A 14,576-nucleotide genomic window follows, 5' to 3' on the forward strand; every position below is an offset into this window, starting at 1 on the left:
CGCCTGGTCGGCAGCGGCCATGTGCACCAGCGCCGCGACTACACGTTCGAGCATGTCAGACACGTCTGGGCACCCTCGGCCGGCTTCGTCATCTCCGACGCGCGGCAGGAGGTGATCGGCATCAAGGAAACCGGTCTCGTCGAATACCGATTCCAGCCCGACAGTTTCGAGGTCCGCCACGTCAGGGCGAAGGGCCAGGTCGATGTCGACCTGGACATGCTGCTCGACAAGGAGCCGGCCTGAGCCGCGTCAGCTCCGCGCCGCGTCGTGCAGGTCCTGCTTGATCACGGTGAGCAGCGCCTGCAGCGAATCCTTGTCGGGCTGTGGTGCCGCCGGCGCGGGCCGTGCGCGAGATACGTGCGGAATGAAGCGGACCGGCGTCGTGTCCGGCCGCTCCTCGACGAATTTTCCGTGCAAGACGTCGTCGCGGCGGCCCATGACGAACATGGTCGCCCAATAGCCGACGGCGAGGAGAATGACCCCGAAAACAATAGCTTCAAAAATCATGGCTACACCTGAAATATAGCTACATTGAATCAATTGCTGCGGGTCTCCGTCAAGCAAATGGGGGCCAAAAGGCCCCCAAATCCCCCGCCATTGTGGCGCTTTTGACACTTTGTTGCGCGGAATGGGAGCTTCCGGGGCTTCTAACTCAGGCCTTGTCCGGCCCGACCCGGACCAGCTGCTTGCCGAAATTGGCGCCCTTGAGCAGGCCCATGAAGGCCTCCGGCGCGCTGTCCAGGCCCTCGGTCACGAACTCCTTGTACTTGACCTTGCCCTCGCGCACCCACTGCGACATGTCGCGGAGGAAGTCGCCGTGCATGGCGGCGAAGTCGCTGACGATGAAGCCGCGGAAGGTCAGCCGCTTGGTCAGGATCGCGAACATGATCGACGAAGCCCATTTCGGTGCTCGCGCTTCGCGATCGTTATAGTGCGCGATCAGGCCGCACACCGGCACGCGCGCAAAAGCGTTGAGCTGCGGATAGACCGCCTCGAACACGGCGCCGCCGACATTCTCGAAGTAGACGTCGATGCCCTTCGGGCAGACTTCCTTCAATTTCGCCGCCAGATCCGGATCGCGATGATCGAGGCAGGCATCGAAGCCGAGCTCCCTGGTGACATAGTCGCACTTGTCCTTGCCGCCGGCGATGCCGACCGCACGCGCGCCCTTGATCTTCGCGATCTGGCCGACCGCCGATCCGACCGCGCCGGAGGCGCCGGCAACCACCACCGTCTCGCCCGGTTGCGGCTTGCCGATCTCGAGCAGGCCGGTATAGGCGGTCATGCCGGGCATGCCGAGCACACCGACGGCGGTCGAGATCGGCGCGATCTTGGGATCGATCTTGGCAAGCCCCTTACCGTCGGACAGCGCATGGGTCTGCCAGCCCGCGCGCGACAGCACGATGTCGCCCTTGGCAAAGCCCGGATTGTTGGACGCGATCACCTCGCTCACCGTGCCGCCTTCCATCACGCCGTCGACCGGCACCGGCGCGGCGTAGGACGGGCCGTCGTTCATGCGGCCGCGCATATAGGGATCGAGCGACAGCCAGATGGTGCGGAGCAGCACCTCGCCCGCACCCGGTGCCGGCGGCGTGTAGTCCTCGAGCCTGAAATTGGCCGACGTGGGCTCGCCGTGCGGGCGCGAAGCCAGAACGATGCGCTTTCCTTGGGACATGATTTCCTCTTGGGATGATTGGTTCGTGGCGCACACGTAGTCATGCAATCCATCTCCCCGCAAGGGAGATGGATTTGCTGTTTTCGCGTTGCGTTGTTTGAAATGTTGTTTGAAATGACAGCCGTCATGCTAGGCACATTGGCGCCAACGCGATACCGTCATGTCGGGGGTGGTTGGCAGGGCGCAGGGCACCCTGGTGGCGGCAAGTTTATCATGGCGCGCCACCGGCAAACGAAGCGGCCATCGTCAAGTCGCCTGATCCGACCTCCCCATCCGGCACGGCGAAGCCAACGCGGTTAGGCGGCCCTCCATGGGTCGCAACGAGGGCGGCCGCGTAGCTGATCGGCAATCGGTTTCCGGTCGCCCTCGAAACCTGAGCGGTGCAGGACTTCGGTCCGCTTCTCGGGACCACCCGACGGACGTGAGGCTCTCCGAAGCATTGGGGTTACCTCTTGAGAGCCGATCAGCGTCTTCGCGCCGCAATGTCCGTCTGGTGGCGGCCGGATTCACCTTCGGCGAATTGGCAGCCGGTAGACCTATCTCTGGCGCGCGCGCCCGCGGCAAAAACGCGACCTATCAATCTGGCACTTGTCGGACTTTCGATTCGCTGTAATCTCGGATCATGCGGCACTCGCATGTCTGCTACCCAAAAATGGGGCAGGCATCACCATAACAGGAGCGAACCAACGCTTCGGTTTTTGGATCGAGACCGACATGGCCGGCGACGGATCGTATGATACGTTTCCCAAATTGCTGCTGCGAAACACGGCACAATTTGGCGCGCGGCCAGCGTTCCAGCATAAGGACCTTGGCATCTGGCAGAGCTGGACCTGGGCTGAGGTTGCCGAGATCATTCGTAGCTATGCTGCCGGCTTGCATCGCCTTGGCTTGCGGCCGGGCGAGACAATCGCGGTCGTCGGCTCCAATCGGCCGAAGCTTTACTGGACCATGATGGCAGCGCAGACGCTGCGCGCAATCCCCGTTCCGGTCTATTCCGATGCAGTGGCTGATGAGCTCGCTTTTGTTCTCGCTCACGCCGAGGCGACGCTGGTCGCCGCGCAGGATCAGGAGCAGGTCGACAAGGTTTTGTCGGTGTCCGACCGACTGCCGCAACTCAACAGGATTATCTACGACGAACCGCGCGGAATCGACGGCTACGACCACGGCCGGCTGATCGCAATCGGCGATATCATCAATGACGGCCGCGCCGCGCTTGCAGCCGACCCGGCGCTTGGCGAACGGATCGATGAATCCATTCGGGCCGGCAACGGTTCGGACATCGCGATCATCCTCTACACCTCGGGAACGACCGGCGCGCCCAAGGGCGTCATGCTGTCGGCGCGAGGCTGCATCGATGCTGCAACCGACACCACGCGGTTCGACAAGTTGACCGACAAGGACGTGGTGCTGGCCTATCTGCCGCTGGCTTGGGCGGGCGATCATTACGTCAGTTATGCGCAAGGCCTGGTTGCCGGATTCTGCATGGCGTGCCCCGAGAGCAGCAACACAATCGAACAGGATCGGCATGAGATAGGGCCAACCTTCTACCTGGCCCCGCCACGCGGTTACGAGGCCATGCTGACGCGGCTGATGGTCCGGATGGAGGACGCAGCGCCGATCAAGCGGCGATTGTTCAGCTACTTTCTGGACGTCGCGCGGCGGTATGGCGAGCAAGTCTTGACGGGACGTCCGGTGCCGCTGTCAGGCCGATTGCTCTATGCGCTCGGGCGCTGGCTGGTCTACGAGCCTCTCAAGAACGTTCTTGGCCTGTCTCAGGTGCGCGTCGCATACACCGGAGGCGAAGCGATCGGTCCGGATCTGTTTGCGTTCTACCGCGCCATCGGACTGAACCTGAAACAGCTCTACGGCCAGACCGAAGCGTTCCTCTATGTAACGTGTCAGCCCGATGGCGAGATCTACCCGGATACGGTTGGTCCGCCGGCGCCCAACGTCGCCATCCGCATCGCGGAATCGGGCGAAGTGCAGTTTCGCTCGCCCGGCATGTTCCTCGGATATTTCAAGGATCAGGCAAAGACCGCGGAAGCGATGACGTCCGATGGATACGTCAGGACCGGCGACGCGGGCTTTTTCGACGAGAAGACCGGGCATCTGAAGATCATCGATCGTGCGAAGGACGTCGGTCGATTGGCTGACGGCACGATGTTTGCTCCCAAGTACCTTGAGAACAAGCTGAAGTTCTATCCCAATATCAAGGAAGCGATCACGTTCGGTGACTCCAGAGAGTTCGTATGCGCCATGCTCAACATCGACCCGGTCGCGGTCGCGAATTGGGCGGAACGCAACAACGTCGCCTACGGGTCCTATCAGGAGCTTGCCGGCCATCCGCTGGTCTACGAGATGGTCGCCAAAGACGTCGCCGCGGTGAACCGCTCCCTGGCCGGGGAAACGGTGCTTGCCGGCGCCCAGATTCGCCGCTTCCTCATTCTGCACAAGGAGCTCGACGCGGATGACGGCGAGCTGACCCGCACGCAGAAAGTGCGCCGCCGCTTCATTGCCGAACGCTATGCGTCGTTGGTCACGGCACTCTACAACGGAGCGCATGACGCCGACATTTCCACGGAAGTCACGTTTGAGGATGGCCGGAAGGGCACGATCGCGGCACGAGTCGAGATTCGCGACATGCAAATCATCGGTCCGGCAGAATCGCTGGGAAGAGCAGCATGAGAGCGCCAAACGCCAACGAAATCCTGCTGCAGGTCGAGGGCGTGGCACTGGCCTTCGGCGGCGTCAAGGCGTTGCGGGACGTCTCGTTCAACGTCAAAAAAGGCGAAATTCGCGCCATCATCGGCCCCAACGGCGCCGGCAAAACCTCAATGCTGAACGTCGTCAACGGGTTCTATCATCCCAACCATGGCGCCATCACCTTCAAGGGAAGCACCCGGTCCAAAATGCAGCCGTTCGAGGCGGCGCGCGGCGGCATCGCGCGCACCTTTCAAAATGTCGCCCTGTTCAAGGGCATGAGCGCGCTCGACAACATCATGGCAGGCCGCACCTTGAAGGTACGCCGGGGGCTGTTGTGGCAGCTGCTGCGTTATGGCCCTGCCCTCGCAGAGGAGATCGAGCATCGGCGCAAGGTCGAGGAGATCATCGACTTCCTGGAGATCGAGACAATCCGCAAGGTACCGGTCGGGCGTCTGCCATACGGCTTGCAGAAGCGTGTCGAACTCGGTCGCGCTCTGGCGATGGAGCCCGACCTTCTGCTCCTGGACGAGCCGATGGCAGGCATGAACCTGGAGGAGAAGGAGGACATGTCGCGGTTCATCATTGATGTGAACAACCATTACGGCACGACCATTGCCCTGATCGAGCACGACATGGCCGTGGTCATGGATCTGTCGGACCGCGTGGCGGTGCTTGATCACGGCGTGAAGATCGCCGACGGCACGCCTGATGAAGTGAAGAGAAGTCAAGCCGTCATCGACGCATATCTTGGCGTCGCGCATTGAGGTGCGTCCATGATCGCACTGGGTCAGTTTCTCGAGGTCCTGATCGGCGGATTGATGTCCGGCGTGCTCTATTCGCTGGTCGCGCTCGGCTTCGTGCTGATCTTCAAGGCATCCGGCGTATTCAACTATGCGCAGGGAGCCATGGTGTTGCTCGCGGGATTGGCGCTGGTTCGCGCCCTCGACCTCCTGGTCGCCAACGGCCTTCCGCTTTGGGTCGCGGTCATCCTCGCTATCGGCTTTGCCGCCGTGATCATGGCGGCAACCGCTTGGCTGATCGAGCGATTCGTGATCGGACCTCTCGTCAATCAGGACGGCTTGACGCTGTTCATGTCGACGATCGGCGTGACATTCGTCATCGAGGGCGCCGCGGAGATGATCTTCGGATCGGATGTCTACCCGTTGCGGCTGTTCCCGACCGACGCCTGGTTCTTGTTTGAAGGCCTGTTCCCGGGCGGGATTCTGGTCAACAAGCTGGATGTCTGGGGCGCATTGATCGCGGGCGTCCTGGTCGCCGGCCTCGCGGTCTTCTTTCAGCGCACCAAGACCGGTCGCGCGCTCAGAGCCGTGGCCGACGACCATTTGGCCGCGCACTCGATCGGGATTCCAATCAGTTGGATTTGGTTCGTGGTCTGGCTCGTTGCTGGCCTCGTTGCACTCGTCGCGGCGACCGTGTGGGGGACCAAGCTTGGCGTGCAGTTCTCCATCACGTTTCTCGCGCTGAAGGCTTTGCCAGTCCTGATCATCGGCGGCCTCACCTCCATTCCCGGAGCCATCGTCGGCGGGCTCATTGTCGGGGCCGGTGAGAAGCTCGCAGAGGTATATCTCGGGCCATCCATCGGCGGCGGCATCGAATATTGGTTTGCCTACGTGCTGGCGCTGGCGGTGCTGCTCCTGCGGCCGCAGGGCCTGTTCGGCGAGCGGATCATCGAACGCGTCTGAGGCAAGGAGGTCGTTGTGCTCTATCGCGAAGCCGGCCAGTTCAAGGCGACCTATGCGGAGGATATGGCGATCTTCCCGATCCGGCAGGATCGTATTGCCCTCGCTGTCTTGCTCGGAATTGCTTTCATTGGCGTGCCGCTGCTGGCCACCTTCCGGATCTGGCCGTTCGGCACCGACTATCTGTTGTGGGCCATCCTGCTGCCCTTCCTCATCCTGGCGCTCGCCGCCATCGGGACAAACATTCTCGTCGGCTATTGCGGCCAGATCTCGCTCGGCAGCGGCGCGTTCATGGCCATCGGCGCCTATTCCGCCTACAAGCTGGCGACCGGCGTTCATATCCCGCTTGCCTGGCTTGGCTTTGCGATCGCGATCCCACCGTTGCCCGTGCTGGCATCCATTCTGCTCGGCGGGTTCATGGCGGCGGGTGCCGGAATCCTGTTCGGCATTCCCAGTCTGCGGATCAAGGGTCTCTACCTGGCGGTCGCAACGCTCGCCGCGCAGTTCTTCTTCGATTGGGCGTTCCTGCGGCTCCCCTGGTTCACCAACTACGCCCCGTCGGGATCAGTGAATGCGCCGGAACTGGATTTCTTCGGTATGGTCGTTCGCTCGCCGGTCGAGCGTTACCTGCTGTGCCTGGCCGTCGTGACCGTGATGGCGGTGTTGGCGAAAAATCTCGTGCGCGGCAATCTCGGCAGGCAGTGGATGGCAATCCGCGACATGGATATCGCCGCCGAGCTGATCGGCATCAGGCCGCTCTATGCAAAACTAACGGCTTTCGCGGTCTCTTCGTTCATCATCGGGGTGGCGGGTGCGCTCTGGGCGTTCGTCTACCTCGGTTCATGGGAGCCGCTTGCGTTCTCGATCGACCGCTCGCTTGAGCTTCTGTTCATGGTCATCATCGGCGGGCTCGGCTCGATCATGGGTTCGTTCATCGGAGCAGCGTTCATCCTCATCGTGCCGATCATGCTGAATGTGATTCCGACCAAGCTCGGCCTGCCGCTGTCGACGCAAACGATCACTCACCTCCAGTTCATCATCTTCGGATCCTTGATCTGCTATCTGCTCATCAAGGAACCCCATGGCTTCGCCCGGCTGATATCGATCGGCAAGGAGAAGCTCAGACTTTGGCCGTTTCCCTATTGAGGCAGCGATCGTGCCTTGATCGCAATCGAGTGACGGCCGCCGACAACGGAGAGGAAGGAAGTACCGCAAGGAGGATATCAATATGGCAAGTATTGCACGCAGGTTACTGATACTCGCGACAGCCTTGGGCGGCGCGGCACTTAGCGCACCGGCCGCAGCGCAAAACGAACAGTTCATCCCAATTCTGTCCTACCGGACCGGACCGTACGCTGTGAACGGCGCGCCCTACGCAAACGGCGTCGTAGACTATTACAACCTGATCAATGAACGTGACGGCGGCATCAACGGCGTCAAGATTCTGATCGAAGAATGCGAGACGGGCTACGCGACCGACAAGGGAGTGGAGTGTTACGAGCGTCTCAAGAGCAAAGGACCAACCGGCGCGGCCTTCATCAATCCGCTGTCGACCGGGATCACCTTCGCACTCACCGAAAAGACCGCGGCTGACAAGATCCCGATCATCACGATGGGGTATGGCCGTGCCGATTCCAAGAACGGCGCGGTGTTCGCATACAATTTTCCGTTGCTCGGCACGTATTGGTCCGCGGCCGACATCGCGATCCAGCACGTCGCTAAGGAACTCGGCGGCTTCGACAAGCTGAAAGGCAAAAAGATTTCGCTGCTGTACCATGACAGCCCCTATGGCAAAGAGCCGATTCCAATGCTGCAGGTGCTGGCGCAGAAGTACGGCTTTGAGTTCACGCCGATTCCCGTCACGCATCCCGGCGTCGAGCAGAAGTCGCAATGGCTGGCGATCCGCCAGCATCGGCCCGACTATGTCCTGGTCTGGGGCTGGGGCGTCATGAACAGCACGGCAATCAAGGAAGCCGCCGCCGTCGCCTATCCGCGCGACAAGATGATCGGTGTTTGGTGGTCGGGCGCGGAGCCGGATGTGACGCCGGCGGGCGATCAGGCCAGCGGTTACAAATCGTTGATGCTTCAGCATGGCGCAGGAAAATTCCCCGCGCACGCCGACATAGAGAAGTACGTCTACGCCAAGGGAAAGGGTTCGACAGAACCTGGCAAGATCGGCGAAGTCCTCTACAACCGCGGCATCACGAATGCCATGCTCGGCGTAGAGGCGATCCGCAAGGCGCAAGAAAAATTCGGCAAGCAACCGCTGACGGGCGAGCAGGTCCGTTGGGGGCTTGAGAACCTCATACTCACCGATGCACGAATCAAGGAGCTCGGTTTTGAGGGAATGTTGAAGCCGGTCAGCATTTCCTGCTCCGACCACGAAGGCGCGCGCTACGGGCGCGTCCAGCAATGGGATGGCAAGGGTTGGAAAGTGATCTCCGACTGGTACACGGCTGACGAATCGCTGATCGAACCGCTCGTCGCCGATGTGTCCGCGAAGTATGCCGCGGAGAAGAAGATCAAGCCGCGCGACTGCGCGAAGGAAACCTGACCCCGTGCGAGTGATCCGGGAGGCAGGGTTGCCTGCTCCCGGATCCCAGCCCCTGCTCCGTTTGGAGGTCTGCGCATGTCAATCGCCAAGGTCGTCACCGCTGCGACGGAAGCGGCAGCGCTGATCCTATCGGTCAACAATATCGAGGTTGTCTACGATCACGTCATTCTCGTGTTGAAGGGCGTCTCGCTGGAGGTCCCGCGAGGCGGCATTGTTGCACTCCTCGGCGCCAACGGCGCCGGCAAGACGACGACGCTGAAGGCGGTCTCCAATCTGCTGCACGCAGAGCGCGGCGAGGTCACCAAGGGCTCGATCCTGTTCAACGGCGTCGAGGTGAAGTCCCTGTCGCCAAACGACGTGGTGCGACGCGGCTGCATCCAGGTGATGGAGGGTCGCCGTGCCTTCCCTCATCTCACGGTCGAGGAGAACATCCTGACCGGCGCCTTTACGCGGACAGACGGAAAGCTCGCGATCGCGCAGGACCTTGAACGTGTCTACGCTTATTTCCCCCGCCTCAAAGAGCGACGCAATTCCACCGCCGGCTATACGTCGGGCGGCGAACAGCAGATGTGCGTGATTGGCCGCGCGCTGATGTCGCGCCCGAAGATGATCCTGCTCGACGAACCATCGATGGGCCTCGCGCCGCAGATCGTCGAAGAGATCTTCGAGATCGTGAAGGATCTCAACACCAAGGAAGGTGTGTCGTTTCTTCTCGCCGAGCAGAACACCAATATGGCGCTCAGATATGCGAGCCACGGCTACATCCTCGAAAACGGCCGTGTGGTGATGGACGGCGAGGCGCACGCGCTCGCCGCAAATGAGGACGTCAAGGAGTTCTATCTTGGCGTCGCCGGAGAGAAGCGAAAATCATACCGCGATGTGAAGCACTACAAGCGGCGCAAGCGCTGGCTCGCCTAGCAGATGATGGCATCCCGGAATCCCGAGACCCCGGGTTCGGTCGTTCGGACCGCCCCGGAATGACGGTGCTTGGGCTTACACCCCGCCCGGATAGTTCGGGGCTTCGCGCGTGATAGTGACGTCGTGGACGTGGCTCTCGCGCAGACCGGCGCCGGTGATGCGGACGAATTCGGCCTTGTCGTGGAAATCCCTGATGTCCTTGGCGCCGACATAGCCCATCGCAGCGCGGAGGCCGCCGGCGAGTTGGTGCATCACATTGCCGACCGGACCCTTGTAGGGCACCTGGCCCTCGATGCCTTCAGGGACGAGCTTCAGCGTGTCCTTGATGTCCTGCTGGAAGTAGCGGTCGGCCGAGCCGCGCGCCATCGCGCCGACCGAGCCCATGCCGCGATAGGCCTTGTAGGAGCGGCCCTGCCACAGGAAGACTTCACCCGGCGTCTCGTCGGTGCCGGCGAGCAGCGAGCCGACCATGGCGATGTCGGCGCCGGCGGCGAGCGCCTTGGCGAGGTCGCCGGAATATTTGATGCCGCCGTCGGCGATCACGGGCACGTCGGCCTTCTTCGCCGCCGCCACCGCATCCATGATCGCGGTGAGCTGCGGCACGCCGACGCCGGCGACGATGCGCGTGGTGCAGATCGAGCCCGGGCCGATGCCGACCTTGATGCAGTCCGCGCCGGCATCGATCAGTGCCTGCGCGCCGCCCTCGGTCGCGACGTTGCCGGCCACCACCTGCACCGCGTTGGAGAGCCGCTTGATGCGGTTGACGGCGTTGAGCACGTGGCGCGAATGGCCGTGCGCGGTGTCGACCACGACGACGTCGACGCCGGCATCGATCAGCCGCTCGGTGCGTTCATAGCCGGTCTCGCCGACCGTGGTGGCGGCGGCGACGCGCAGGCGGCCATGCTCGTCCTTGCAGGCGAGCGGATGAGCGACCGCCTTCTCGATGTCCTTGACGGTGATCAGGCCGACGCAGCGATATTGATCGTCGACGACGAGCAGCTTCTCGATGCGATGCTTGTGCAGCATCCGCTTCGCCTCGTCCTGGCCGACGCCCTCGCGCACCGTGACGAGGTTCTCGTGCGTCATCAGCTCCGAGACCTTTTGCCGGGGATCGCTGGCGAAGCGCACGTCGCGGTTGGTCAGGATGCCGACCAGCTTGCCCGGCACGTTCTTGGCGGCACCGGTGACGACCGGAATGCCCGAGATGCCGTTCTCCTTCATCAGGGTCAGCGCATCGGCCAGCGTGGCGTCGGGGCCGATGGTCAGCGGATTGACCACCATGCCGGACTCGAACTTCTTGACCTGCCGCACCTGCGCGGCCTGGCCCTCCGGATCGAAGTTGCGGTGGATGACGCCGAGACCGCCGGCCTGCGCCATCGCGATCGCCATGCGCGCCTCGGTGACGGTGTCCATCGCGGACGCCATGATCGGGATATTGAGCGAGATCGCGCGGGTGACGCGCGAGCGAATATCGACTTCCGAGGGAAGCACGTCGGACAAGCCGGGCTTCAGCAGCACATCGTCGAACGTGAACGCTTCGCGGATAGCCGGAAATCCCGTGGCCATTGCCAACTCCTTTATCTGCGGCCCAGCCGCGATGGTCTTACGGATGAACGCCGCCTGCGGCGACGCTCGCTGCGTCACCGTCGAATCGGCGCCCATCGGTGGGGTTGACGCTGGTCGATAGCATGGCGGCATGACGAATCAAAGTGTTTGCCAGCCATGCACAGGCCTTTTTAGGGGGCCGGTTCAGGGCGCCCGGTAACCCGGCGGCGGCCCATGGCGGCGGATCGCCTCGACCATTTCGCGATGGCGCCGGTCCTCGCGCTTCATGTGGACCGCGATCACGGCATGGGCCGACGGCACCAGCAGCAACACGTGGAAAAACAGCCCGAAAACCGCGCAAAACACGATCAGGACCAGATTGAAGATGGCCGAAAACGGCTGTCCGTTCAGGAGCAGCCCGATCGGCGGCAAGAGAGCGGCGAGGACGTAGATCACGGCACACCTTCCAGAGCGTTTTCGAGCGAAGTGGATACCGGTTCGCGTGAAGAAAACGCGTCAAAACATCAATCCAGGGCCTCCGCTCCGATCCTATCGGAACGGAAAGGCTCTGACACGGGCGGATGCATACCAGCGTCACGCTGGATTTAGGGCGTTTGGCCGGTTCCGCAATAGCGTGGCCGAGGGCAGGATGATATGGCCCCCTCGCCCGCCTTTTTCAGCACAGCTGTCCTGTTTTGATGAACAAGCAACGCCTGATCCCGCTCATCGTGGCCACCGCCCTGTTCATGGAAAACATGGACTCCACGGTGATCGCGACCTCGCTGCCCGCGATCGCCGCCGATATCGGCACCAGCCCGCTGACGCTGAAACTGGCGATCACCTCCTACCTGCTGTCGCTCGCGGTGTTCATCCCGGCGAGCGGCTGGACTGCGGACCGCTTCGGCGCCCGCATCGTGTTTGCCGGCGCCGTCGGCGTATTCATGCTGGGCTCGATCGGCTGCGCACTGTCGTCCTCGGTGACCGATTTCGTGTTCGCTCGCATCCTGCAGGGTCTCGGCGGGGCGATGATGACCCCGGTCGGGCGGCTGGTGCTGCTGCGCTCGGTCGACAAGAGCGCGCTCGTCAACGCGATGGCCTGGGTGACGGTCCCGGCACTGATCGGCCCGGTGATCGGGCCGCCGCTCGGCGGCTTCATCACCACCTATTTCTCCTGGCACTGGATCTTCCTGATCAACATCCCGATTGGGCTGCTCGGCATCTTCTTGGCACTGAAATACATCGACCCGATCAAGAGCGAGGATCCCGAGCGCTTCGATCTCATGGGACTGGTGCTGGCCGGGATCGGCCTCGCCGGCATCGCCTTCGGGCTGTCGGTGGCCGGGCTCAATCTGCTACCGTGGTCGATCGTCGCCGCGCTGGTCTCCGTCGGCACGGTCTCGATGACGCTCTACGTCATCCACGCGCAGCGCACCGGCTCGCCGGTGCTCGATTTCGGCTTGCTGCGGCTGCCGACCATGCGCGCGTCGATCATCGGCGGCTTCATGTTCCGGCTCGGCATCGGTGCGCTGCCGTTCCTGCTGCCGCTGCTGATGCAGGTCGGCTTCGGCCTGTCGCCGTTCCAGTCCGGTCTCGTCACCTTTGCGTCGGCGGTCGGCGCCATGGGCATGAAGACGCTGGCGGCGCGCATCATCCGCGCCTTCGGCTTCCGCAACATGATGACCGTCAACGCGGTGGTCAGTTCGGCCTTCCTCGCCGCCTGCGCCCTGTTCACGATCTCGACGCCGCTGATGCTGATCTTCACCATCCTGGTGGTCGGCGGCTTCTTCCGCTCGCTGCAATTCACCGCGATCAACACTGTGGCCTATGCCGAGGTCGAGGCGCCGCAGATGAGCCGGGCCACGACCCTCGTCAGCGTCAACCAGCAGCTCGCGGTGTCCGCGGGCGTCGCGGTCGGCGCGTTCTCGGTCGAAACCACGCTGGCGCTGCATCACCAGACCGAGCTCTCCGCCGACGTGTTCGCGCCCGCCTTCATCGTGGTCTCGCTGATCTCGGCGGCCTCGGCCTGGTTCTTCTGGCAGATGCCGGCCGAGGCCGGCAACGAGATCGCCGGCCGCAAGGCGATCGACATCTCGAGCCGCAAGGGCGCCGAGAAGCGCGCCGCCACTGACGCCGTTAAGGCAGCGACCGAGGACACCCAGAACGCGCGCGATCAGCGGCTCGGCTAGTCGATCGAACGAGCCGTCTCCGAGGCACGGACACTGCAAACCGCCGTCCGGTCACGGCCGGGCCTTAGGGGTGGCCGGTCATTCCGCCTGGCTGCCCTCGATCCGGACGTTCGATAAGTTCGTATGTGGGAACGTGGGTCGCTTCCAGCCACGATTCCAGCGCAGCTCCGCAGACCGTGCAGATCGCATCACCCGTATGCGGCACCAAGAACTTCTCTTCGGTGCGTCTGTACTCGGCGCCGCAATTGCATTGAACAATGGTCGCCATGTCAGAAGTATGCGCCCGCGGTTTCCAATTTTCCAGTCCGGCGCGAAACGGCCCCGGTGCGCGAAACTGACGCTGCACCAAGGCCGCCAACCCAGTGGGGGGTTTTCTCCCGGTGGGCTTGGGGGGCATTGGCCGGGAGCAAAGGAATCGACTCCGGCCACGCACCGAGGTTCCAAGCAGTCGCGCCGAAATGTCGTGCTGCGCGCCTTCCGATCAGGATGACATCCGACCACGCACCCTCCTGAGGCAAGCGGTCGGGATGTCCAGCCGCACCGGCTGCGCCACCGCCGCGATCGGTGGCTGAACGCCCCACGGTGCCACGATAGGACGGCCGTTTCGTCCCGGAAAAAAATCTCCGCGAGAGTCAGAAAGCGAACGGAAGCTGCACCGCCGATCCTGCATAGTCCTGCTCAAGCGGGCACGCGGTGACCCGGCATCAGCAAAAAAACAGGTGGAAGGGAGCGCTCCAGCTACGCTTCCTCAGCGTCCGTGCACCGCGACGCGCGGATTTTCCTTGATTTGGTTTCGCTTGAAAGGATCAGAGCCAGTGAGTGACGTCCACACGAATGAAGTGAGCGACAATCCGAAAGCCGGCAGCTTTAGCCTGCCCCTGTTCGCGCTACCCCAGGCCTTTCAGGGTATCGTTGAACAAAATGCGACACGCGTCCGGGAACAGTTCGAGAAGGTCAAGGAAGCCTCGGAGGAAATCTCCGTCTTGCTCAAGGAGGCATATGCGGTCAACGCCAAGGGCGCCGCGGATTACGCAGCCAAGGTGATCGAGATCTCGCATGCCAACGCCAGTTCGGCCCTCGCGTTCATATCCGAACTCGCCGGCACCAGGTCGCTGTCGGAAGTCATCCAGCTTTCGGCCGATCACGGCCGCAAGAATTTCGAAATCACGACCGCGCAGAATAAGGAGCTCTGGGAGATCGCGAAGAAGGTCGCGACCGAGACCTCCGAGCCGATCAAGAAGAGCTTTGCAAAGACCCTGAAAACACCTTCCTGAGGAGCCCGCCCCCCCCCCCCC

Annotated in this window: 12 protein-coding genes and 1 pseudogene; 9 read left to right on the forward strand and 4 right to left on the reverse strand. The window is 62.7% G+C overall.

The window, feature by feature from the left end:
* Window positions 1–243: pseudogene (locus AKL29_RS45775) on the forward strand (metallophosphoesterase); the annotation flags it as partial.
* A 6-nt stretch (window positions 244–249) separates the two neighbouring features.
* On the opposite strand, the gene AKL29_RS30675 reads toward AKL29_RS45775, so the two are convergent.
* Window positions 250–507, reverse strand: coding sequence for a hypothetical protein (locus AKL29_RS30675; RefSeq protein ID WP_050386720.1), 258 nt, complete (start codon window positions 505–507; stop codon window positions 250–252).
* 145 nt (window positions 508–652) lie between these two features.
* Window positions 653–1,675, reverse strand: coding sequence for an NADP-dependent oxidoreductase (locus AKL29_RS30680; protein WP_050386721.1), 1,023 nt, complete (start codon window positions 1,673–1,675; stop codon window positions 653–655).
* 714 nt (window positions 1,676–2,389) lie between these two features.
* On the opposite strand from AKL29_RS30680, the gene AKL29_RS30685 reads away from it, so the two are divergent.
* From AKL29_RS30685 to AKL29_RS30710, 6 genes are all read left to right on the forward strand, one after another.
* A complete protein-coding gene (locus AKL29_RS30685; protein WP_050386722.1) occupies window positions 2,390–4,360 on the forward strand; it encodes an AMP-binding protein in 1,971 nt (656 codons plus the stop codon).
* Window positions 4,357–5,142, forward strand: a complete 786-nt coding sequence (locus tag AKL29_RS30690) for an ABC transporter ATP-binding protein (protein ID WP_050386723.1) — start codon at window positions 4,357–4,359, stop codon at window positions 5,140–5,142. Before AKL29_RS30685 ends, AKL29_RS30690 begins: the two co-directional genes overlap by 4 nt.
* Before the next feature lie 9 nt (window positions 5,143–5,151).
* A complete protein-coding gene (locus tag AKL29_RS30695) occupies window positions 5,152–6,081 on the forward strand; it encodes a branched-chain amino acid ABC transporter permease (RefSeq protein WP_080667122.1) in 930 nt (309 codons plus the stop codon).
* Window positions 6,082–6,096: 15 nt separating this feature from the next.
* Window positions 6,097–7,224, forward strand: a complete 1,128-nt coding sequence (locus tag AKL29_RS30700; RefSeq protein ID WP_028335044.1) for a branched-chain amino acid ABC transporter permease — start codon at window positions 6,097–6,099, stop codon at window positions 7,222–7,224.
* An 82-nt stretch (window positions 7,225–7,306) separates the two neighbouring features.
* Entirely contained in the window at window positions 7,307–8,632 is a 1,326-nt protein-coding gene (locus AKL29_RS30705; RefSeq protein WP_050386724.1) for an ABC transporter substrate-binding protein, read from the forward strand.
* Between the two features lie 75 nt (window positions 8,633–8,707).
* Complete coding sequence (locus AKL29_RS30710) at window positions 8,708–9,550, forward strand: ABC transporter ATP-binding protein (RefSeq protein WP_028335042.1); 843 nt, start codon at window positions 8,708–8,710, stop codon at window positions 9,548–9,550.
* Between the two features lie 75 nt (window positions 9,551–9,625).
* Here AKL29_RS30710 and guaB read toward each other — a convergent pair whose 3' ends face one another.
* Window positions 9,626–11,116: an IMP dehydrogenase gene (gene guaB, locus AKL29_RS30715; RefSeq protein ID WP_028335041.1), complete on the reverse strand. Its 1,491-nt coding sequence runs from the start codon at window positions 11,114–11,116 to the stop codon at window positions 9,626–9,628.
* A gap of 183 nt (window positions 11,117–11,299) precedes the next feature.
* Window positions 11,300–11,551: a hypothetical protein gene (locus AKL29_RS30720; protein WP_018271177.1), complete on the reverse strand. Its 252-nt coding sequence runs from the start codon at window positions 11,549–11,551 to the stop codon at window positions 11,300–11,302.
* A 242-nt stretch (window positions 11,552–11,793) separates the two neighbouring features.
* On the opposite strand from AKL29_RS30720, the gene AKL29_RS30725 reads away from it, so the two are divergent.
* Window positions 11,794–13,281: a DHA2 family efflux MFS transporter permease subunit gene (locus AKL29_RS30725; protein ID WP_050386725.1), complete on the forward strand. Its 1,488-nt coding sequence runs from the start codon at window positions 11,794–11,796 to the stop codon at window positions 13,279–13,281.
* Window positions 13,282–14,096: 815 nt separating this feature from the next.
* Window positions 14,097–14,555 (forward strand): phasin, encoded by a 459-nt coding sequence (locus AKL29_RS41280; RefSeq protein WP_050386726.1) that lies wholly within the window; start codon window positions 14,097–14,099, stop codon window positions 14,553–14,555.
* The last annotated feature ends 21 nt before the right edge of the window (window positions 14,556–14,576 follow it).

The sequence above is a fragment of the Bradyrhizobium pachyrhizi genome (genome assembly GCF_001189245.1).
In the GTDB taxonomy this organism is placed as follows: domain Bacteria; phylum Pseudomonadota; class Alphaproteobacteria; order Rhizobiales; family Xanthobacteraceae; genus Bradyrhizobium; species Bradyrhizobium pachyrhizi.

Excerpts from the sequence above, each read along its gene's own strand:
- AKL29_RS30675 (WP_050386720.1), bottom strand. The coding sequence starts at position 507 with ATGATTTTTGAAGCTATTGTTTTCGGGGTCATTCTCCTCGCCGTCGGC.
- AKL29_RS30680 (WP_050386721.1), bottom strand. The coding sequence starts at position 1,675 with ATGTCCCAAGGAAAGCGCATCGTTCTGGCTTCGCGCCCGCACGGCGAG.
- AKL29_RS30685 (WP_050386722.1), top strand. The coding sequence starts at position 2,390 with ATGGCCGGCGACGGATCGTATGATACGTTTCCCAAATTGCTGCTGCGA.
- AKL29_RS30690 (WP_050386723.1), top strand. The coding sequence starts at position 4,357 with ATGAGAGCGCCAAACGCCAACGAAATCCTGCTGCAGGTCGAGGGCGTG.
- AKL29_RS30695 (WP_080667122.1), top strand. The coding sequence starts at position 5,152 with ATGATCGCACTGGGTCAGTTTCTCGAGGTCCTGATCGGCGGATTGATG.
- AKL29_RS30705 (WP_050386724.1), top strand. The coding sequence starts at position 7,307 with ATGGCAAGTATTGCACGCAGGTTACTGATACTCGCGACAGCCTTGGGC.
- AKL29_RS30710 (WP_028335042.1), top strand. The coding sequence starts at position 8,708 with ATGTCAATCGCCAAGGTCGTCACCGCTGCGACGGAAGCGGCAGCGCTG.
- guaB (WP_028335041.1), bottom strand. The coding sequence starts at position 11,116 with ATGGCCACGGGATTTCCGGCTATCCGCGAAGCGTTCACGTTCGACGAT.
- AKL29_RS30725 (WP_050386725.1), top strand. The coding sequence starts at position 11,794 with ATGAACAAGCAACGCCTGATCCCGCTCATCGTGGCCACCGCCCTGTTC.